Below are 20,182 nucleotides of genomic sequence, written 5' to 3'. Positions count from 1 at the left end.
CAAAATAATTGTAGCTGCAGCTAGGCAACAAGTAAGTTCAGCCCTATGAGCATAGGGGTTCTATGTGATTAGGGTGAACTTACGCAGTTAACAACGCTGCGGCTTCAAGTATGAAGAGTATAATCATAATACGACTAACATCTCTGACGGAGCATGAGGCGCAACAGCATGACCATAATGATACTTTATGACCTTACGTCGTTTCTCCATCTGTCCTTCCTGAATCGCCGCATCTAAAACATGCTTTGGCAGGCGGAAACGCATGGTATAGCCTTTGCCTTGATCAGCACTGTATGTTTTCAGTGCCAATAAGCTGAACAGCCTATCAAAAGGGTCTTGTGGCTCTTCTTGGCTAACCGAATTGGCCTCTGACTCGTTCTCCATTTCATAACCTGGATGGTCTGAAGGATCCCAAGCCGACTGCTGCCTTCGTTTATCGTCTGATTTTACCTTACGCTCTGCATTGGTTCTCGCCAATGCTACTGCGGGAGCAACAGGCTCTCGGACTCTATTATCACGCGCAACTTGCTCTGTTTGCACATTAACGGACGGGGCGATTAGTGGCACACTCACTGCAGTTGCAGGTGACACAATCATCGCGAACTCTCCTCAAGAATCGCCCATCACTATTGCCATAGCACTGTTGTACCGAGAACGCACAACAGGCATAGCCCAACTTACCGCAATCAGCTCTGGAGAGAGTTAGGTCTGAGTATCATGCAACACGTTGGTGTTATACCAATCGTAGTAAATAACTGATCATCCTAGCTTGTTAAAATGCTCGATAACGGCGTTAGATTTTTTGATTGTAGAATAACTACTTATCGAAAAACTCTGCCTTGTTCTCAAGCCTTTTTCCTACGCTATTGTTGAACACTTACTTACTGTGATTGGTATTAGCTTATATATCGACCAAGCCGGATATATATTTAGCAATTATTTTTGTGCGAAGCTGACAAGCTCACTGCAAAAGGCATCCGCTTCGGTCATAAACGGTGCATGTGAAGACTGAGTGAAAATGTATTGCTCAGTATGAGGCAGAGCATTGCCCAGATCTTTAGCGACCTTAATTGGCACGAGTCCATCTAATCGGCCATACAAGCGAAGCATAGGCACTGAGATCTCAGGTAGCTGTTCACGTAGGTCAACATCAGACAGCATCTTTAAACCAGCCAATAATGAATCAGGATTGGGTAGCGGGCGAGACAACACCGCTTGCTTGAGCTGTTTTACATCTTGCCTTGCTGATGGGCTGCCCATGGCTTGCAATGCCATAAAGCGTTCGATGGTGGTTTGGAAATCTTCCACCAGCTGTTCGGTGAATGCGGTTAATACGTTGGGCTGAATACCTCGCCATAATACAGGCTCTTTTTCGGCAGTAAATTTCGGCGAACTCGCAACCGTCACCAGTTTGCTCACGTAGTCTGAATGATGGATCGCCATGTGTGTCGCAACCAAGCCACCGAGTGACCAACCGACCCAAATCGCCTGCTTTGGCGCCTCGGCCAACAGCTGTTGAGCTATCTCTTCAAGATCTTGAGCGTGGCAGTGAGAACTGTGTCCGTACCCTGGCAAATCGACAACGTGTACGCGGAAATCGGCCTCTAATGCATTAACGGTTTGCTGCCATACCGCACCGTTCATTCCCCAACCATGAACCAATACCAAATCGGGTCCTTGCCCTGAAACATGCCAATACAACGCGTCACTCATTCTCAATATTCCCTACTTTTTCCATCAGCGATAAACTGCGCTTTTCAGTATGGTGAGCAAAAGGAACACCATAACCCAAAAGCATCACGAGCTATGTTATCCGATTGGCTACAAAAACACACACCACGTCTGGTCACACCTCAATGCCACCTGTGTAAGCTAGATAAATGCCCTAATGATACACATCCTCGATGGTGCAATTCTTGTCTCAAACTCTTTGAGCCAGTACCTCGCTGCCAACGATGTGGCTTAAAAACCGTCACCACCGTTGAGCAGTGTGGTGAGTGCTTATCAAAGCCACCACCTTGGCATCGCCTCTATTGTGTCGGCGATTACACCTTTCCAACCGCTGGTTATATTCATCAAATGAAGTACGCAGATAAGTTCTGGTTTGCTCGCGACTTGTCGAAGTTATTAGCGTCACGGATTGAAGAGCCCGCATCGTTGCTGACGAGTGTCCCACTGCATTGGCAAAGGTACATTCATCGTGGCTTTAATCAGAGTGAGTTATTGGCGCGTTACACCGCTCACGAGCTCAACATCAAAAATGCCGTTTTATTTAGACGAACCCGCTCAACGATTTCCCAACAAGGGCTCACCAAGCCGGCAAGAAAAAGTAATCTAAAGGGCGCTTTCGTTCTGAAAAATTTAAACTTTTCAGCGACGGATTATTCGCACGTCGCGATAATTGATGATGTTGTAACCACAGGCAGTACTGTGTATCAATTATGCCAATTACTACTTGAAGTAGGGGTGAAAAGGATTGATATTTACTGCATCTGCCGCACTCCTGAGCCCTCTGGATAACTGGTGTGAGTCGCTACTTGTACAGCAATCCAACAAAAAAGGGCTGAATTACAAATCTGACAGGAGTAGAATGGCGCTAATAGCCTACAAATTTACTCAGGTATTCGTCGTGTCAAATATTACTATTACAGAAACAGCTCAAACTCATTTTGCCAATCTGCTGTCACAGCAGCCTGAAGGTACAAACATTCGTGTGTTCGTGGTAAACCCAGGTACACAAAACGCTGAGTGTGGTGTTTCTTACTGCCCAACAGATGCGATTGAAGCATCTGATACAGAGCTTAAGTTCGAAGCTTTCTCTGCGTACGTAGATGAGCTAAGCCTACCGTTCCTAGACGAAGCTGAAATTGACTTCGTTACAGATAAAATGGGCTCTCAACTAACACTTAAAGCACCAAACGCTAAGATGCGTAAAGTATCGGACGATGCGCCGCTTCTAGAACGTGTTGAGTACGCAATTCAAACACAAGTTAACCCACAACTTGCTGGTCACGGCGGTCACGTTAGCTTAGTAGAAATCACTGAAGACGGTGCTGCTATCGTAGCATTCGGCGGCGGTTGTAACGGTTGTTCTATGGTTGATGTGACTCTAAAAGAAGGCATCGAAAAAGAACTTCTTCAACAGTTCGAAGGTGAACTGACTGCTGTTCGTGATGCAACTGAGCACGATCGTGGTGAGCACTCTTACTACTAATCACTAATTTAGTGTTAGTCGTTATTTAAAAGGTTGATGCGCAAGCATCAACCTTTTTTGTTTTCGGACTGAGCATACACACTTTAATCTAGGCTTCCTATGTTCTTGTATTCCTTATGCTAGTCGCCAATATTCTCGCCTCGTTACCATCTTGAGTAAGGTATTCAAGTGATCGCAATCGGTTCCTGCTTCAATAATTCTCGGATATGAAAACTCGGATCTAGGAACTCAACGTCATTTCCCCTATATTAGAATGACTTTATAAGAAAGAATTCCAATGAGCTAAGGAGCGAGCGCAATGACAAAAAGGACCAAGCCAGAAATTTTGGCTCAGCAAACTGTCGCTCAATCAAAACTATTCTCTATCGAGTCTCTCGACTTACGCTTTTCAAACGGTGAAGAGCGCACTTACGAACGCATGAAGCCCAGCGGGCGCAACGCAGTAATGATGGTTCCGATTACTGAACAGGGCGATATTCTATTAGTGCGTGAATACGCAGCGGGTACTGAACGCTATGAGCTCGGCTTTCCGAAAGGACTGATTGATCCAGGCGAACAACCGAGTGAAGCCGCGGTTCGTGAACTCAAGGAAGAGATTGGCTTTGGTGCCAACAAGCTTACTCCACTAAAGGAAGTGATCCTCGCTCCCTCTTACTTTTCTAGCAAAATGACGCTGTTTATAGCAGAAGACCTCTACCCAGAGAAGCTAGAAGGTGATGAACCTGAACCACTGGACATTGTGCGCTGGCCGCTTGCTCAAGCCGAAGAGCTATTAACGCATCTCGACTTCTGTGAGGCTCGCAGTATTACCGCCCTACTATTGACCCTTCGATCACTCAATAATAATTAAAGCCATAAGCGCACTCGAAGAGTAAGAGAATATTTATGCCAACAACAAAAGATTTGTCTCATCTCCTACCCTCTGTGATTGAGGTTGCTCGCTCTGCAGGCCAACTCATCTTAGAGATCTACGAAAAGAAAGATTACGAAGAGTTCACCAAGAGTGACGACACACCAGTCACCAGTGCCGATCTGGCAGCGCATAAGCTGATCTCGAAAAAGCTCAGTGAGCTCACGCCAGATATCCCGGTGTTGTCGGAAGAAGCCGCTGACATTAGCCTAGAAAAACGCGCGCAATGGGATCGTTACTGGTTGGTAGATCCATTAGATGGAACGCAGGAGTTCATTGCAAGAAGTGGTGATTTTGCGACAATTATCGCCCTAATCGAACATAACAAGCCGGTAATGGGTGTGGTGTATGCGCCTGTTTCTGGTGTGAGCTATTACGCTTACAGCGGCAAAGGGGCTTGGAAGATCCCAGACCTTAATGACAGCGTTAAAATCAAAACGCACCGTCACGAGTTGCCAAACCAATCCATCGCAATGGCGATCAGCCGCCGCCAAGATATCAACCGTATCACGAGCCGCATGAGTTCTGCTTGGAACTATGATTTGGTGCCTCTTGGCTCTGCCGCACTGAAAGCCTGTTTAGTCGCGGAAGGCGCTGTCGATTGTTACTTGCGCCTTGGACCTACCGGCGAGTGGGATACCGCAGCAACCCAGTGCATTGTTGAGGAAGCTGGCGGTCGTATCTTGAGTACTCAACTAGAACCGCTCTCTTACAACGAAAGAGAGACCCTTGAGAACCCGAATTTCATTGTGCTTGGTGACGCGGACTTGCCTTGGGCAGAGATATTACAGGGTAAAGACTAAAACCACTTAGTCTCATAACAATCTGATGTTCAAATAAAATGGGCACCTCAGTGAGGTGCCCATTTTTTATCTCTCGATATTGGATAACCAGCGGATACTAGCTAAGAAGCAGATACTGGGCTAGAAACGCCCTTGATAGCTAAACTGGTACTTACCTTGGCTATCTGGGTTACCTAGCCACTTAAGCTGACTCTGCATTGCTGGCGGGAACTCAGCCCCCGGTTTAAACCATGCTGCTGAGGTGTAGCTTTGATTAGGCGTAACACTCGCAGAAAACTCACTATCTACTTGGTCACTCTTCTGAGTACCTTTGGCTGCAATAGTATTGTCTTCACAGGTAATGTCGGCAATTACAGGACCTAGGTCTAATGAACCCACCGGAGAGTCAACGGCAGCACCAGACCAAGCAAGCGTACCTTCGCCCGACTGACACCAAGGTTGAGCGTGAACCGCATGTTTGATTGTCAGTTCAACTTGTCCACCAATCGAAACAGGTACTGGAATGGCTGGGGCATATTTCATCACGTTCGCAGCAGGCATTGATGCCACTAAGTTTTCCGCATACGCGCCACTCATGCTGTACCCAACACGCCCTTTTCCTGACAAGTTCATGTCACTATTGCGACCAAAACGAACCGCTAGCTCAGCTTTTGCTTGGAACAGTTTAGAGAACTGGAAGTCCCACTGTACTGAGCCGTAATTAACACGCTGCCACACGACATTGTTGGCACGACCTTGCCAAACCGTCCCTTCAACACCTTCAAGATTCAATCCACGAACAACAGGTGCATGCTTGAGAGCAAATGAGGCCGGTAAGTGCAGTAACAGGCTAACCGAGAAAAAGACAATAAAGATGCCACCAAAGAGCAGACCTAGCTTCAAAGATAAACCGCGTTTCACATTAACCTCGTTTAAACTGTAGTCGGTTGACGTCAATAACCCCAAGGCTATCAGAACGATCAATGTCCATGAACTCAACCTCAACACCCTGCTTTTCTTTCAGGTATGTTAGCCAATCTACGAACTGATTAAAGGGTACAGGTTTAACCCATACTTGCAGCATCTCGCCACGTGGCTGTACACGAATTAACTCAATCTTAAAGCGACGCATAGAAGCAGGTACGGATTGGTTCAAAGGCTGACTAGCACTGATGCCGCCACTGCCTCGTAGTTCAACCACTTCATTGGCTTTGTTGGTTACCCAAGCCAGCAGTTGCTTCTCGCTCTGAATGCGGCTTTGCGCGAGTTCAGCTCGCTGACTGAGTGGCTGTATTAGCCCCCAATAAACCACACCTACCACCAATAAAATTGAACAGCCGACAACTAATCGCTGCTCCCTTTGACTTATTGAAGTCCACCACGCTTGGAGTGGTTCAATCATATTTCTCATCACTGATCTCCTTGCGCAGGTTACTGACGGGGTTTAAGAGTAAAGCTGCCAAACACAGCATCGCCATTACGATTCAATGGCCCTTGCTCAACGGTAAACTTCTCTTCGAGCTTCACTCTCGCGGTCTCAAAATGTTGGAAGTCAGAACTTTTAGCCTGCAGTCGAACCTCTGAACGGTTGCCATCGTAGCGAATGCTTTCGACTTCAATCGATTTCACTTGCCCTAAAGTTTCTGGCAACAAGGCTAGCCATCCAAGTAAGGAGTCACCATCGCCTGAACCTCCATACTTCTTGGCTTCATCGTTCATCTGACGCTTAAGGTAGCTCACCGTTGGAATACGCTGTTTACCTGGCAATACAGTTCTGAAGATGCGCTCACTTTCCATTCTGTAAGCTTCGGCTTGCGCTTCATATTGCTGAACCTTCAACACCTGTTGAGTCACAATCACCGCCACCAGCAAACAAGCCGCAATCGCCACTTTCTGCCAAACACGCCAATATTTACTGAATGAAGATTTGGTTTTAAAGGTGCCAGTCAGTAAATTCACGCTGCTTGTGATCGCTTGTTGGCTCATTAGAGACATCACCAACTCAGCAGGCTTAGCTTGCCATTCCACTCCACTTTGCTGCTGAACGTCGTCGCTCGGCATTGAGGTGTAACTGAAGATCGTCGCAGGCTTTTCTTCATCATCAACGACAACCCAATCACTTTGCAAAAACATTGGGAGCCACGCTTCACTGATTGATACCGCCTGATAGTTGCCTTGGCGCAATAGCCAATGCTGGTCTATCTGCAACGCACTGATACCTTGTTCTTCAAAAGGTACAGCTAGTGTATCTGGCAGCACCTTACGGAAGACAATATTGGCTTCGCGGAACTGTTCTAAAGCTTGTTTTAACCATTCACGTTCAACACCACACACGGTCGCATGAGTGGCGTCTTTATCTAAAATAGTCAGGTGTAAGTCTTCGATATCTTGTGCAACTTCGTCTTCTAATAAAAACGGCAGCATAGAATCGAACTGGCGTGCAGCACCTTTCGGGATCTCAACACGCTTAATTAAGCATTCATTTCCCGGCAATAAAGCGATACAGCTGCGCTTTTCAGCGTAAGGCGTTAACTCATCAAGCTGTTCCCAGCTAGACAGTTCGCCACTTGCTATCACTTCTTGTTGGCTTGTCGACCAAACTAACCACTGCACAGGGCTTTGTGGTTCGCTACTCAGTCGAACGGTCAGAAACTCGCTCACTGATTCCTCCAAAACGACGGCGTACTACCGTCACTGTTTCTCGATTACTACTATAGAAAAGCGTCCGTATACGCACACGTGACTGCTCAACTAATACCTCTGCATCTAGCTCAAAATAGGCACTATCTACAGTTAAATATGCTTTGGCTTTTTTGCTAACTTCGCCACTGACACCAGCAATGGCAGACTCTTGCATAAAAGCATCCACCGTATCCCAACCATCAAATGGACGTTTGTCTATCAGCTGTTTCGCATCCGATTCACTTAAGCCCGGAGCAAACATCGCTTCCAATAGTGGTGCTTGTTTTTCCGTTAGTGTATTCACGTTCAAGCGGAAATCATCGCTAGGCAGAGCGCAAACAAATGGGCGAACCTTATTCATCACCTCACCCGTAACTTGATAAACGGCTCGTAGCTCTGATTCGTCTGCCATTAAGCCGTTAGCCGCCAAATAAGATGGCTTCATCGCCTCATAGGTACTGTCTTCTACGCCAGCGGAAGAGGTCGCTCGAGTATCGCTATCAACAAACTCCCAGCTTGAATTCGCGATAACCTCTGCCTGATAAGGCTCAACGTCTTGGTTCTCCAATAAGGTCTGCCAAACTGTCACTAAATAAGGTGTCTGGTTGCTTGAAGTCGTCGCAACGCCAGCTAGCGCATTGAGATTAAAACACGCCTGAGCATCAACGATGCGCCCCTTAACTTGGCCATAATCTAGTGGGTACACTTGTTCTTCTAACGCCCACGGCTGACTTAAGTTTACGGTATCACTATCTTTATAACTTTGCCTAATACCGTCTTGCACAAGCGCTTCTACGCCGATGCTGTACCAATAGGCCTGTTGGTAGTTGAGCTGGTTACCAACGCGTTTAAACTGAGTAAACAGCCGCTCAGACATACTGCCAGCAATGGTTGCCATGATCGCGAGTAGCATCAAAATAATGATCAGCGCGACACCACGTTGTTTGCGGCCGAAAGCCGAACTTGTCGCTACAAGCTTGTTAGGTCGATGAGTCATTATTCCCCTCACTACCACCTACAGAGTCACTGCTTGAAGAGTCATCAGCCTGATCTAGGGTTCCGCCGGGAGTAAGATAAACTCGTTCTATCTCACCATAATCTTTCACTGTCAGCTTGAGTCTCACCGCTTTAGGCAGTGACTTATCGGTTTGCCACTCTTTGCCCCAGCGACTCCCATCATAAAACTCGATCTCAAAGCCTTCTACACCATCTAGCAGTGGAGTAATCACACCCTCTTGGCCTGCAGGAGTATCGGGATAACGCCACCATACACGCTCAAGCGTTTCCTCTTTGATGCGATAGCCAACCTTGGTGACTTCTCCGCGAGGAAACTGTTGTTGTGGGTTATGCCAACCAAGGCGAGTAAACATGATGCCAACACTGTCGGAATCGAGTAGATACTCTTTCATTAATATCAGCTTAGATGATGCTTCTTCACCATTAGTACGAAATTGTCGTACTGCCATCTGGCGAAAATCATTATCTAAAATGACCAAACTACGTTGTAGCTGATTCAAACGGGCACTGCGCTCGATTGATAGCTCGTTACTTCGTTGAACCTGATTCACTACCTGATAAGCCGCCATGCTCAATGTGGCAAAGATAGCGATCGAGACCAAGACTTCAATTAAGGTAAAGCCTCTCCCTTTTGAAGATAGACCTTGTTTACGAGGCACACGTTTATTAAAGAACACGCTCTTAGTTGACCACATAGCTTCGCACCGTAACGACTGGAGACGCTTGCTTACTGGTTGCTGCACTCACATCAAACGCCTTTAATAAATCATCGCTGGTATCAATCGGTGTCACCTTCCAGAACCACTCTCTTCCCGCTAGCTCTTGCGTACCCTGTGCTTTTTTAAGCTTCTCAGGATGCAGCATCACCAAGGCCATTTGATTATCAACAACCATAGCGGCGAAGGTTTTTTCTTCTAAATAGCTCAGAGTATTGATGTGCTGAGTTACAGCTCGAATCACACTGATCGCTGCGGTAGCGAAAATGGCAAGCGCAACCAACACCTCAAGCAGAGTCATTCCTCGAGAACCAAGAGTCATACCACGAGAGCGATCAGGAGAACGATTATTCCTCTTCATCTTCTTCTCCTGGTTCAAGTAATCGAATGACACCATTGTCTAACACGCGAATACGCCAACCATCTTGTACTGTGTCACCCGTATTTGGGTAGAAAGAGAGCGTAAAAGGTGTTGTTTCAGCACTCGACAAGATGTAGATCTGCGGTGGCTTCGGCTTCTTTTCCTCTTCAAGGTCAGCAAACATATCTTCATCAAATAAGCTTCCCGGATTAAAAAGGCGATCGTCATATTCCCAAGCGCCACCGCCGAGTGTCAGCGTCAGTGCGAGGTCTTCTGGTAATTCAGTGGAAGAAGGGATCTTTTCGAACTCAGTTTCTTGCCAACCATCAGACTTCAAAGTCATCAGAACGTAAGTCGATTTCTTTTCATCAACACGAACGCCAAAATCCAAGCCACTTAAAATAGCTTCTTCATTGAGTAGCTGAACTCGTTGATAAAAACTTTGAGCGTATTTTTTGGCAACATCTTTACTATTGGTAGGAATGGTCGCGATAACAGCAACCGCCGTTACTGACAGTAATACCAATACCAAAAGAATCTCAATCAAGGTGAAACCTGGCTGTATTTGCTTAGTTTTCACCTTTAGACTCCATCTGTTTATGTTCTACTATCAATAACGAATCAAACAACAATAACGCATCAAGCAATGAGCCGAGGCTTATTGAAAGTCTTGCATGTTCCAATTGCCGATATCCGCAGCAATACCTTCACCACCTTCTTGGCCATCAGCACCAAGCGTAAAGATATCGATAGTGCCGTTATCACCAGGGCTTAGGTATTGGTACTCGTTACCCCAAGGGTCGTTTGGCAGACGCTTGATATAGCCACCGTCACGGTAGTTACGAGGCTCTGGGCTGCTTGGCTTAGAAACCAATGCATCAAGACCTTGATCCGTTGTTGGGTAAACGCTGTTATCCAGTTTGTACATATCTAGCGCGTTCTCTAGCGCCACGATATCAGTGATGGCTTTCTGTTGGTCAGCCTTCTCTTTGTTACCCAATAGGTTAGGTACAACAAAGCTCGCCAATACGCCAAGGATAACCACAACAACCATCACTTCTAATAGGGTAAAGCCTGATTGTTTCTTCATTTTATTTTTCATTATTTTCTCCAAATTACAGACCGCGAGTCGAAAGTAATGATGTCCTTCTTCTCGACAATCCAAAAACTAACGTCTGATGAGCAATACGTTAACCGCTCATTAAATTGTTCATTTCAAGCATCGGCATTAGGGTCGCCATCACAATGAACAGCACCAAGCCAGCCATCAAAGCAATAAGGGCTGGGGTAAATATGCCTAGAGCGATATTCACGGTCGACTCAAAGCTTTGGTCTTGGTTATCTGCCGCTCTTGTCAGCATCTGTTCCAATTGACCACTCTGCTCACCACTGGCAATCATATGCAGCATCATCGGTGGGAAGAGTTTGGTTTGATCCAAGGCTTTACGCAGGCTCGCCCCCTCTCTAACGCTATCCGATGCTTGTAATACTTGTTGCTTCACATGGTGATTCGACATCACGTCAACCGCGACCTTCATCCCTTCAAGGATAGGAATCGCACTCGAGGTACAGATTGAGAGTGTGCGTGCAAAGCGAGAGGTATTGATCCCTTTTGCTACCTTGCCGATAAGCGGAATACTCAATAATTTGCGATCCCAACTCATGCGAACACCCGGCTTTTTCAGCGCGGTCTTAACCAGAACAATCACAACAATGATCAACAACAGTAATTGGATGCCCCAATTCTGGATAAATTCACTCGATGCTAATAAAAATTGTGTCGATTGAGGCAGCTCTTGGCCCATTTGGATGATCGGCTCTACGATCTTAGGTACTACTGTCGCAAGCAAGAAGGAAACAATCGTTACTGCAAACACCACCAGCACCACCGGGTAGATCATCGCTTGCAGAAGTTTAGAACGCATCTTCTGGCGGTTTTCCGCGTAATCAGCCAATCGCTCCAATACCGCATCCAAGTGCCCCGACTTCTCACCTGCCGCCACCATAGCTCTAAACAGTTCATCGAAGATGTGTGGATAATCAGACAGGCTGTCTGCTAACGAGTAGCCTTCGGTAACCTTAGAGCGAACCGCTAATAGCATAGTTCGAATACGTGGCTTTTCAGATTGCTCAGCGACTGCCTTCAAGCACTCTTCTAAAGGCATACCCGATTGGACAAGCGTTGATATTTGACGAGTAATCAAGGCAAGATCAGGCGTGCTGATGCCACGCTTAAAGCTGGTTGATGGCGTTGAGCCTTTCGCTGTTTTCGCTTTGGCTTCGGTCATCTCGACCGGCATCAAGCCCTGCTCTTTTAAACGCTGGCGAGCCTGACGAGCGTTATCCGCCTCAATCGAGCCCTTTTTGCTTTTACCTTTAGCATCCAGCGCTTTGTATTCAAATGCCGCCATACTAGACTTCCTTGGTCACGCGCATCACTTCCTCTAGGGACGTTACCCCTTTCAGAACTTTGCTCAAGCCATCCTCTCGAATACTTGGGGTTGTGCCACGAATTGCTTTCTCGATCGCTTGTTCGCCCGCCTCGCTGTGAATCAGCTCTTGAACCGACTCATCAACCATCAGAAGCTCATGAATACCGGTACGGCCTCGGTAACCTTTGTGGCTACAGTGCTCACACCCTTTGGCATGGTAAAGCGTCAGGCTGTCTTTCTTCTTCAGTCCAAACAGCTTCTTCTGCTCTTTGTCTGCTTCGTAAGGTTCTTTACAGTCGTTACACAAGGTACGAACCAAGCGCTGAGCCAGAACACCAAGCAGTGAAGAAGAGATAAGGAAGGGTTCGATGCCCATATCACGCAGACGCGTGATGGCACCTACCGCGGTATTGGTATGGAGGGTCGACATTACTAAGTGACCCGTCAAAGAGGCTTGAACGGCAATCTCAGCGGTTTCTAAATCACGGATCTCACCAATCATAACCACATCGGGATCTTGACGAAGAATCGCACGCAAACCACGAGCAAAGGTCATATCAACCTTAGGGTTCACTTGCGTTTGACCAATACCATCAATATCGAATTCAATTGGGTCTTCAACGGTAAGGATGTTGCGTTCGTTACTGTTGAGTTCTTGCAGGCCGGCGTACAAGGTCGTGGATTTACCCGAACCTGTAGGACCCGTTACCAAGATAATGCCATGCGGACGCTGAATCAGTTTACGGAAGTTCTCGTGGTTCTCTGCCGTCATACCCAAACTGTGCAAGTCTAGGCGAGTCGCATTTTTGTCTAGTAGACGCATTACCACACGTTCACCGTGTGATGAAGGCATCGTAGACACACGAACATCGACCGCTCGGCCACCAATACGCAGAGAAATACGACCATCTTGTGGCACGCGTTTTTCGGCAATATCTAGCTTAGCCATAACCTTCACACGAGATACCAATAGCGGGGCCAGTTTACGGCTCGGAGCAAGAACATCACGTAACACACCATCAATACGGAAACGAATAGACAGTGACTTCTCAAAGGTTTCGATATGGATATCTGAAGCGCCTTCTTTGATCGCCTCACCCAGCATCGCATTGATTAACTTAATGATTGGCGCATCGTCTTCTGACTCAAGCAAGTCTTCATCTTGTGGCAGCTCTTCAGCTAGCGAGAAGAAGTCATCATTGTCGGCACCAATGTCTTCCATTAGCTGACGTGCTTCCGACGAGTCACGCTGATACGCATCGGTCAGTTTTTTATCAAATTCGTCTGCGCTGATCGCTTGTGGCGTGAAGCCGTTTTTCACCACACGGCTTACTTCAATGATCGCCGCCGATTTCAGAGGTTCCACATAATAAAGTACCGGAGCACGCTCTGGGTGTTGATATTCCAACACCATCTTGTAGCGGTTCGCAAAGCTAAACGGCAAGCGCTGATAAGTACGTGCCGCCCCTACCAATTCAGCCATTATTCTGTTTCCATTTGATCGATGAAGGCTTGAATTTCAGCCGGGTGATTCATATCAGCACCAAATTTAGGCAATACTGGGATGTTATCGTCATCAAGCAATTTCAAACCTTGCTCTGCCTTGTACAACTGCTCTGCTCGGATGAAGTTGTATTTACGCTGAGTGATACCATCTGCCGTCATGCCATCACGAATGATGGTTGGCTTAATGAATACCATTAGGTTCTTTTTCTCAACCTGAGTACTGGTTGATTTAAACAGGTGCCCAAGCACTGGGATATCACCCAAGAATGGCACCTTAGATTCACTCTCTAATGCACGCTCGTCAATCAAGCCACCAAGTACCAACATTTGACCATCTTGAACAATCACAGACGTATTCAATTGACGCTTAGCAAAACGCACATCAACTGCGCCGTTCGCGCCCAAAACGTTTGATACTTCTTGTTCAATATTCAGCTGAACAGAGTCGCCTTCGTTGATTTGTGGAACAACCTTCAGCTTGATGCCCACTTCTTTACGTTCAACGGTTTGGAATGGATTGTCGTTACTTGAGCCTGCAGTTGAACCCGTTAAAACCGGAACCTCTTCACCAACAATGAATGACGCTTCGCCGTTATCCATTACCGTAATACTTGGAGAAGATAGGATGTTTGAATTGGAATCGGTCGCTACCGCACTGATCAGTGCAGTCCAGTCACCCATCACCACACTCATAGCCGCGCCATTAACACCAGAAAGTGCTGACGCTAGTGTTGAATAGTCACCCTTTTCAGTAGTCGTCTCATTACGTTGGAAGTTACCATCAGAGTCGTAGACTGCAGTGGTCGTTTCAGTGTCTTTGGCCTCTTCCAGACCAACCATGACACCACCGATCGATGCACCGGTGTTGCCGTACTGAATCACAGCACCAGTATCAAGGTTACCCCATTGCACACCAAGGTTAATGCCGTCACCTTCAGCCATCTCGACAATTAAGGCTTCAATCAGTACTTGAGCACGACGAATATCCAGCTGAGCGATCACATCTTGCAGCGCGTTCATGATGTCTGGCTGTGCAGTAATAACCAATGAGTTGGTATCACTGTGCGCAGAGATCATCACTTGGTTGCGTTGCGATGAGCTGCCTTTGGTTGATGACTGCTTCTCTGATTGCAGGTTGTCCGATACACCTTTCAATACATCCACTAAATCTTCAGCTTTCGCATACTTAAGGTAGATAACTTGGTTATTGCCCTTCGTTGCCATTTCGACATCAAGTTGCTCGATAAGCTTTCTTAAACGACTACGAACCTTAGGGTCACCTGAGATAAGGATTGCGTTAGTACGCTCATCAGCAACCAATTTAGGCTGAAGGAAGGCAGGCGTATTCTTTGCGTCTGTGGTTTTATTGAGGGCATCAACAATGCGTACCATCTCGGCTGCTGAAGCATTCTTTAGCTCAACAACTTCAATTTCTTTGTCACCAGCTTGGTCAACACGCTTGATGATTTCAGCGAGGCGATTTACAACCGCCGCTCGGCCTGTAATTAGGATGATGTTTGCAGGGTCGTAGTGCACAACGTTACCCGCGCCTGCGTTGTCGTTCAATTGACGAAGCAAAGGAGAAAGCTCACGAACCGACACATTACGCACCGTCACAACACGTGTCACGACGCTGTCGCCGTTGATTGAGTCACGGTCACCAACCACTGGAATTGCCGATGTTTTAGAGTCTTTGGCTTTGATGATCTTCAGAACACCCGAGTCCATTTCAACGACCGCGTAGCCGTACACCTCTAAAACGTTTAAGAAGAAACTATAATATTGCTCTTCATTGAGGACGTCGTAGCTACGTACATCGATTTTCCCGCGCACCGATGGGTCAACGATGATCGTCTTCTCAAGGTTACGACCAACGATATTAATAAACTCTTGAATATCAGTGCCCTTAAAGCTGGCACTAAAATCACTAGCGATGGCTGCGGGTGTGCAGATTAAGCTTCCTGCCAGTAACCATGCACTTTTCTTAAACCAATGCTTCACGTACTTCTCCTACACTTTCGTCCTTCGTTAGACGCAAAGTTTTAAAATTCAATAAACACTTCATGTTGTTGCCCACCTCGCTCAACGACGAGGTTTAGCTCTGTTAGCTCTGAGATGGAACGGAATATGTTGCCCATAGCGGCGGGGTCTGTCAGGTCTTGCCCATTTAACTGAGTGGCAATATCTCCGTTTTGGAGCCCAACAGAGTTAAAAAGTTCTGAATCTTTGCCAGGGCTCACACGATAACCAATAACACTATCGTCGCGCTTCACCTGAGACAAGCGAACATATTGGAAGATTTGTTGCGGATCTTTCATTATCTTCGCTTTAATTTCATCCAACTTCTCTTCTGCAGAAGCGGGGTTATTACCACGAACAGATGAAGAAGCGCGAGGTGGCGCAGGGGCTGATACCGCCAAACGCTTGTACTCAATACCTTCAAGCATCAAGGTTTCATCACGACCTGAGTTATCAATGATCACGCGATCCACTAACACGGCTTTGAGCTTGGCTCTAGTGCCTTCTATCTCTTCGTTAATTCCGTAGGTTGCTTGCGTGCCGCGATTAGCAATCACAGCTAAACTTAATTTGGGATTCGAACTGGCAACCGCACCCACCAATACTAGGTTCAATCGCGTCTTTGGTGCATCTTGGATCACTTGTTGCTCAACCACTGGAGCCGTAGTTGGGTTATAGGCACCAAAAAGGTTACTCTTCTGCAAAGATGAGATATCAAGGGTCGATTGAGGTGCAGAAGACGATGAAGCGGTTGCTTTCCAAGGCACGACTGTTTGCTCGGCAGGTTCGATAAACCATGCAAGCTGTCCTAAAATCCATGCAGAAGCTGCAATCAACACACAACACGTAGCTAGGCTCAGTTTCTGCTGAAGTACAAATCCATTCTCTAATAAGCGGCTCAACACAGGAGAATTTCCTACGCTATTTTTGAGCTCTAAAAAGTTCACTTTCCTTGCCCCTTTTCATGACGACAAACGCTGCAAATCATTAAACTTTCAGCTTTTTTATTCATTCGTTCGATACCGAGCTTATTTAAGCATAAGATCCTGAACTATATCATAGCAAATCGATAAATCGGCATAACATGGCTATTTTGTAATATGACTTGAAAAAAATGCCAACCGCCTCCACTTAAAGCTTCTACTTAATGTGATAAGCATCATCAAAAACATGTTGCGCACTGTTCATTACAGTTAAACCGCATTCATTTCTCACTTAATAAGGCACAGCCCTATATGAAAACTGCTAATGAAGCTGTCAGACTCGATAAATGGTTGTGGGCAGCACGCTTTTACAAAACCCGGTCGATTGCTCGCAACATGGTCGATGGTGGCAAAGTCCACTATAATGGTCAGCGCAGCAAGCCAAGTAAAATTGTCGAACTTGGGGCAGTGATTACACTGCGTCAAGGTAATGAAGAAAAGACGGTGACTATCGAGAAAATCTCTGCCCATCGCGGTGGAGCTCCGATCGCTCAAACCCTCTATGAAGAAACCACCGAGAGCTTGGCAAAGAGAGAAGAGTTTGCCAAACAGCGCAAACTGAATGCTCATAACCCAGCTCCAGAGCGTCGCCCTGATAAGAAGCAACGTCGTGACATCATCAAGTTCAAGCATCAATAAGCTAGAAGGAATAGCCAAATGGCAAACAATGTTTTAAATCGCTACCTATTTGAAGACCTATCAGTACGTGGTGAATTGGTACAAATGGATGAAGCGTACCAACAAATTATTTCTAGCAAGGAATACCCAGCACCCGTGCAAAAACTACTGGGTGAGCTATTGGTTTCAACAACGCTACTAACTGCGACCCTAAAGTTTGAAGGTTCGATCACTATGCAATTGCAAGGTGACGGCCCAGTATCTCTAGCAGTTATTAATGGCGATCACGATCAGAAGATCCGTGGTGTTGCTCGCTTTGAAGGCGATATCGCTGACGACGCTGGTCTGCACGACCTTATGGGTAAAGGCCACCTAGTGATCACTATCGATCCTAAGAAAGGTGAGCGTTACCAAGGTATCGTTGGTCTTGAAGGCGACACGCTAGCTGAAGTACTTGAAGGTTACTTCGCTAACTCAGAGCAGCTTAAGACTCGTCTATGGCTACGTACTGGTGAGCACGAAGGCAAAGCGCATGCTGCAGGTATGTTGCTGCAAGTTATGCCTGACGGCACTGGAACACCAGACGACTTCGAGCACCTAGAGCAGCTAACAGACACAGTGAAAAACGAAGAGCTATTCACTCTAGAAGCGAACGAACTGCTTTACCGTTTGTACAACCAAGAGAAAGTACAGCTGTTCACACCGCAACCTGTTGAGTTCTTCTGTGGTTGTTCTCGTGATCGCAGCGCGGCGGCTATCATTACCGTTGCTCAAGAAGAGATCTACGACATCCTAAGCACTGAAGGTAGCGTTGCTCTGCACTGTGATTACTGTGGCACAAACTACTCGTTCGACAAGAACGATGTTGATGCTTTGTACGCAGAAGCAGCAGATAAAGGCAGCAATACGGTTCATTAATTTACGGCGTACCAAAAACACGTAATTTACCCCAAAAAGGTCAGCACTCAGCTGGCCTTTTTTGTGATCAAAATAGCGCAAACTCCTTAACATTTCGTAATAAAATCACCGCTTAATTTTAATCAATTAATAATGTTCTCGCCCCTAGCGCAAAGGTTTGCGTACAGGATAGACTAGTTGGGCCAATATGTGACGAGACGCTTAAAACCCCAAGGTTAATATGGATATTTTTTGAGCTGTATCCCTGTTTCCCCCGAGTCTCGTTGCTAGCATGGTGAGCAGATAACAATAAAAAATTAATACAAAATCCCTACAAAATATCCTACAAGGAGCACCTATGACCGTTATGGAACATACTAAGGCTGCACAAATTGATCTAACTAAGCACGGACTGACTGGCGTTACTGAAGTTCTTCGTAATCCTAGCTACGAGCAGTTATTCGTTGAAGAAACACTGCCAGGTTTGGAAGGCTACGAAAAAGGCGTAGTAACGGAACTAGGCTCTGTTGCGGTTGACACTGGTATCTTTACTGGCCGCTCACCAAAAGATAAGTACATTGTTAAAGATGACACGACCCGCGATACCATGTGGTGGTCAGATCAAGGCAAAAATGACAACAAACCGATTACAACTGAAGTATGGAATGAGCTGAAAGAGCTTGTGACAACTCAGCTATCTGGCAAGCGCCTGTTTGTCATTGACGGTTATTGTGGTGCTAACCCAGATACGCGCTTAAGCGTGCGTATTATCACTGAAGTAGCGTGGCAAGCGCACTTCGTTAAGAACATGTTCATTCGTCCAACTGACGAAGAACTAGCAACGTTCGAACCTGATTTTGTGGTAATGAATGGTGCTAAAACAACCAACCCTAACTGGGAAAAACAGGGTCTGAACTCTGAAAACTTCGTTGCTTTCAACCTAACAGAGCGCGTTCAAATCATCGGTGGTACTTGGTACGGCGGTGAGATGAAGAAAGGCATGTTCGCAATGATGAACTACCTACTGCCTCTACAAGGCATCGCTTCAATGCACTGTAGTGCAAACGTAGGCGAGAAAGGCGATGTAGCAATCTTCTTCGGCCTATCTGGTACAGGTAAAACAACGCTATCTACCGATCCTAAGCGTGAGCTAATCGGTGATGATGAGCACGGTTGGGACGACGACGGTATCTTCAACTTTGAAGGTGGCTGTTACGCGAAGACCATTCGTCTATCTAAAGAAGCAGAACCAGAAATCTACAATGCTATCCGCCGTGATGCACTACTAGAAAACGTAACGGTTCGTGGCGATGGCTCTATCGATTTTGATGACGGTTCTAAAACAGAAAACACTCGTGTTTCTTACCCGATTCACCACATCGACAACATCGTTAAGCCAGTATCAAAAGCAGGCCACGCTCAAAAGGTTATCTTCCTGACTGCTGATGCATTTGGTGTGCTACCACCAGTTTCTAAGTTGACTCCAGAGCAAACGAAGTACCACTTCTTATCTGGCTTCACAGCGAAGCTAGCAGGTACAGAGCGTGGTATTACTGAACCAACGCCAACGTTCTCTGCGGCATTTGGTGCGGCGTTCCTTACTCTTCACCCAACTCAGTACGCTGAAGTGCTTGTGAAGCGCATGGAAGCAGCTGGCGCTGAAGCTTACCTAGTGAACACAGGTTGGAACGGTACTGGCAAACGTATCTCTATCCAAGATACGCGTGGCATCATCGACGCAATCCTAGATGGCTCTATCGACAAGGCTGATACTAAGGTTATCCCTATGTTCAACCTAGAAGTGCCTCTAGCGCTACACGACGTTGACCCAGCGATTCTTGACCCACGCGACACGTACACTGACCCACTACAATGGGAAAGCAAAGCGAAAGATCTAGCAGAGCGCTTCATCAACAACTTTGACAAGTACACAGACAACGCTGAAGGTAAGTCACTGGTTGCCGCTGGTCCTCAACTGGACTAATCCAACCATCTGCTCGGGCTTAGCCAAAAGCGAACGCCCAATTTAAAATGATATTTTTGTA

General features: G+C 46.5%; 21 protein-coding genes. 7 read left to right on the top strand and 14 right to left on the bottom strand.

What is annotated here, in order from left to right:
• Positions 1-123 precede the first annotated feature (123 nt).
• Together OCV12_RS00575 and bioH are read right to left on the bottom strand one after the other, a co-directional pair.
• Positions 124-597 carry a hypothetical protein gene (locus OCV12_RS00575; RefSeq protein WP_017063078.1) on the bottom strand — a complete coding sequence of 158 codons (474 nt, stop codon included), beginning with the start codon at positions 595-597 and terminating at the stop codon, positions 124-126.
• A gap of 339 nt (positions 598-936) precedes the next feature.
• Positions 937-1,713, bottom strand: a complete 777-nt coding sequence (gene bioH / locus OCV12_RS00570) for a pimeloyl-ACP methyl ester esterase BioH (RefSeq protein WP_261885098.1) — start codon at positions 1,711-1,713, stop codon at positions 937-939.
• 93 nt (positions 1,714-1,806) lie between these two features.
• On the opposite strand from bioH, the gene OCV12_RS24895 reads away from it, so the two are divergent.
• The 4 genes from OCV12_RS24895 (at position 1,807) to cysQ (ending at position 4,927) form a co-directional block, all read left to right on the top strand.
• On the top strand, positions 1,807-2,520 hold the full coding sequence (locus OCV12_RS24895) for a ComF family protein (protein WP_315972792.1): 714 nt from the start codon (positions 1,807-1,809) through the stop codon (positions 2,518-2,520).
• A 109-nt stretch (positions 2,521-2,629) separates the two neighbouring features.
• Positions 2,630-3,214 carry a Fe-S biogenesis protein NfuA gene (nfuA, locus tag OCV12_RS00560; RefSeq protein ID WP_026084098.1) on the top strand — a complete coding sequence of 195 codons (585 nt, stop codon included), beginning with the start codon at positions 2,630-2,632 and terminating at the stop codon, positions 3,212-3,214.
• 298 nt (positions 3,215-3,512) lie between these two features.
• Entirely contained in the window at positions 3,513-4,064 is a 552-nt protein-coding gene (gene nudE / locus OCV12_RS00555; protein ID WP_176680704.1) for an ADP compounds hydrolase NudE, read from the top strand.
• A gap of 35 nt (positions 4,065-4,099) precedes the next feature.
• Entirely contained in the window at positions 4,100-4,927 is an 828-nt protein-coding gene (gene cysQ, locus OCV12_RS00550; protein WP_048663063.1) for a 3'(2'),5'-bisphosphate nucleotidase CysQ, read from the top strand.
• A gap of 120 nt (positions 4,928-5,047) precedes the next feature.
• Here cysQ and OCV12_RS00545 read toward each other — a convergent pair whose 3' ends face one another.
• From OCV12_RS00545 to gspC, 12 genes are all read right to left on the bottom strand, one after another.
• Positions 5,048-5,827 (bottom strand): type II secretion system protein N, encoded by a 780-nt coding sequence (locus tag OCV12_RS00545; protein WP_261885096.1) that lies wholly within the window; start codon positions 5,825-5,827, stop codon positions 5,048-5,050.
• A gap of 1 nt (position 5,828) precedes the next feature.
• Positions 5,829-6,317 (bottom strand): type II secretion system protein M, encoded by a 489-nt coding sequence (locus OCV12_RS00540; RefSeq protein ID WP_261885095.1) that lies wholly within the window; start codon positions 6,315-6,317, stop codon positions 5,829-5,831.
• A 20-nt stretch (positions 6,318-6,337) separates the two neighbouring features.
• Positions 6,338-7,567 (bottom strand): type II secretion system protein GspL, encoded by a 1,230-nt coding sequence (gene gspL, locus OCV12_RS00535; protein WP_261885094.1) that lies wholly within the window; start codon positions 7,565-7,567, stop codon positions 6,338-6,340.
• Positions 7,536-8,585, bottom strand: a complete 1,050-nt coding sequence (gene gspK / locus OCV12_RS00530; protein ID WP_261885093.1) for a type II secretion system minor pseudopilin GspK — start codon at positions 8,583-8,585, stop codon at positions 7,536-7,538. The genes gspL and gspK overlap by 32 nt, the downstream gene beginning before the upstream one ends.
• Positions 8,569-9,300, bottom strand: coding sequence for a type II secretion system minor pseudopilin GspJ (gspJ, locus tag OCV12_RS00525; RefSeq protein WP_261885092.1), 732 nt, complete (start codon positions 9,298-9,300; stop codon positions 8,569-8,571). The genes gspK and gspJ overlap by 17 nt, the downstream gene beginning before the upstream one ends.
• Positions 9,287-9,682 (bottom strand): type II secretion system minor pseudopilin GspI, encoded by a 396-nt coding sequence (gene gspI, locus OCV12_RS00520; RefSeq protein ID WP_261885091.1) that lies wholly within the window; start codon positions 9,680-9,682, stop codon positions 9,287-9,289. The genes gspJ and gspI overlap by 14 nt, the downstream gene beginning before the upstream one ends.
• Entirely contained in the window at positions 9,669-10,262 is a 594-nt protein-coding gene (gene gspH / locus OCV12_RS00515) for a type II secretion system minor pseudopilin GspH (RefSeq protein WP_261885090.1), read from the bottom strand. Before gspH ends, gspI begins: the two co-directional genes overlap by 14 nt.
• A gap of 78 nt (positions 10,263-10,340) precedes the next feature.
• Positions 10,341-10,784: a type II secretion system major pseudopilin GspG gene (gene gspG, locus OCV12_RS00510; RefSeq protein WP_004741459.1), complete on the bottom strand. Its 444-nt coding sequence runs from the start codon at positions 10,782-10,784 to the stop codon at positions 10,341-10,343.
• A gap of 88 nt (positions 10,785-10,872) precedes the next feature.
• Positions 10,873-12,093 carry a type II secretion system inner membrane protein GspF gene (gene gspF, locus OCV12_RS00505; RefSeq protein ID WP_261885089.1) on the bottom strand — a complete coding sequence of 407 codons (1,221 nt, stop codon included), beginning with the start codon at positions 12,091-12,093 and terminating at the stop codon, positions 10,873-10,875.
• A gap of 1 nt (position 12,094) precedes the next feature.
• Positions 12,095-13,597 carry a type II secretion system ATPase GspE gene (gspE, locus tag OCV12_RS00500; protein ID WP_017629476.1) on the bottom strand — a complete coding sequence of 501 codons (1,503 nt, stop codon included), beginning with the start codon at positions 13,595-13,597 and terminating at the stop codon, positions 12,095-12,097.
• Positions 13,597-15,621 carry a type II secretion system secretin GspD gene (gene gspD / locus OCV12_RS00495; RefSeq protein ID WP_132940732.1) on the bottom strand — a complete coding sequence of 675 codons (2,025 nt, stop codon included), beginning with the start codon at positions 15,619-15,621 and terminating at the stop codon, positions 13,597-13,599. The genes gspE and gspD overlap by 1 nt, the downstream gene beginning before the upstream one ends.
• A gap of 41 nt (positions 15,622-15,662) precedes the next feature.
• Positions 15,663-16,586 (bottom strand): type II secretion system protein GspC, encoded by a 924-nt coding sequence (gene gspC, locus OCV12_RS00490; RefSeq protein WP_261885088.1) that lies wholly within the window; start codon positions 16,584-16,586, stop codon positions 15,663-15,665.
• A gap of 288 nt (positions 16,587-16,874) precedes the next feature.
• Here gspC and hslR point away from each other — a divergent pair, with 288 nt between their 5' ends.
• The 3 genes from hslR to pckA all read left to right on the top strand — a co-directional run bounded on the left by hslR (position 16,875) and on the right by pckA (position 20,121).
• Positions 16,875-17,261 (top strand): ribosome-associated heat shock protein Hsp15, encoded by a 387-nt coding sequence (gene hslR / locus OCV12_RS00485; protein ID WP_017629473.1) that lies wholly within the window; start codon positions 16,875-16,877, stop codon positions 17,259-17,261.
• An 18-nt stretch (positions 17,262-17,279) separates the two neighbouring features.
• A complete protein-coding gene (gene hslO / locus OCV12_RS00480; RefSeq protein WP_261885087.1) occupies positions 17,280-18,158 on the top strand; it encodes an Hsp33 family molecular chaperone HslO in 879 nt (292 codons plus the stop codon).
• A 337-nt stretch (positions 18,159-18,495) separates the two neighbouring features.
• The gene (gene pckA / locus OCV12_RS00475; protein ID WP_048661293.1) at positions 18,496-20,121 is read left to right on the top strand and encodes a phosphoenolpyruvate carboxykinase (ATP); all 1,626 of its coding nucleotides are present in this window, start codon (positions 18,496-18,498) and stop codon (positions 20,119-20,121) included.
• Positions 20,122-20,182: the final 61 nt, after the last annotated feature.

Source organism: Vibrio pomeroyi, from assembly GCF_024347595.1.
In the GTDB taxonomy this organism is placed as follows: Bacteria; Pseudomonadota; Gammaproteobacteria; order Enterobacterales; family Vibrionaceae; genus Vibrio; species Vibrio pomeroyi.
Note: the sequence above shows the minus strand (reverse complement) of the source record. Positions and strands in the feature narration are given on the sequence as shown.

Excerpts from the sequence above, each read along its gene's own strand:
- OCV12_RS24895 (WP_315972792.1), top strand. The coding sequence starts at position 1,807 with ATGTTATCCGATTGGCTACAAAAACACACACCACGTCTGGTCACACCT.
- gspJ (WP_261885092.1), bottom strand. The coding sequence starts at position 9,300 with ATGTGGTCAACTAAGAGCGTGTTCTTTAATAAACGTGTGCCTCGTAAA.
- hslR (WP_017629473.1), top strand. The coding sequence starts at position 16,875 with ATGAAAACTGCTAATGAAGCTGTCAGACTCGATAAATGGTTGTGGGCA.
- gspG (WP_004741459.1), bottom strand. The coding sequence starts at position 10,784 with ATGAAAAATAAAATGAAGAAACAATCAGGCTTTACCCTATTAGAAGTG.
- cysQ (WP_048663063.1), top strand. The coding sequence starts at position 4,100 with ATGCCAACAACAAAAGATTTGTCTCATCTCCTACCCTCTGTGATTGAG.
- hslO (WP_261885087.1), top strand. The coding sequence starts at position 17,280 with ATGGCAAACAATGTTTTAAATCGCTACCTATTTGAAGACCTATCAGTA.
- gspI (WP_261885091.1), bottom strand. The coding sequence starts at position 9,682 with ATGAAGAGGAATAATCGTTCTCCTGATCGCTCTCGTGGTATGACTCTT.
- nudE (WP_176680704.1), top strand. The coding sequence starts at position 3,513 with ATGACAAAAAGGACCAAGCCAGAAATTTTGGCTCAGCAAACTGTCGCT.
- bioH (WP_261885098.1), bottom strand. The coding sequence starts at position 1,713 with ATGAGTGACGCGTTGTATTGGCATGTTTCAGGGCAAGGACCCGATTTG.
- OCV12_RS00575 (WP_017063078.1), bottom strand. The coding sequence starts at position 597 with ATGATTGTGTCACCTGCAACTGCAGTGAGTGTGCCACTAATCGCCCCG.
- pckA (WP_048661293.1), top strand. The coding sequence starts at position 18,496 with ATGACCGTTATGGAACATACTAAGGCTGCACAAATTGATCTAACTAAG.
- gspF (WP_261885089.1), bottom strand. The coding sequence starts at position 12,093 with ATGGCGGCATTTGAATACAAAGCGCTGGATGCTAAAGGTAAAAGCAAA.
- gspK (WP_261885093.1), bottom strand. The coding sequence starts at position 8,585 with ATGACTCATCGACCTAACAAGCTTGTAGCGACAAGTTCGGCTTTCGGC.
- OCV12_RS00540 (WP_261885095.1), bottom strand. The coding sequence starts at position 6,317 with ATGAGAAATATGATTGAACCACTCCAAGCGTGGTGGACTTCAATAAGT.
- gspE (WP_017629476.1), bottom strand. The coding sequence starts at position 13,597 with ATGGCTGAATTGGTAGGGGCGGCACGTACTTATCAGCGCTTGCCGTTT.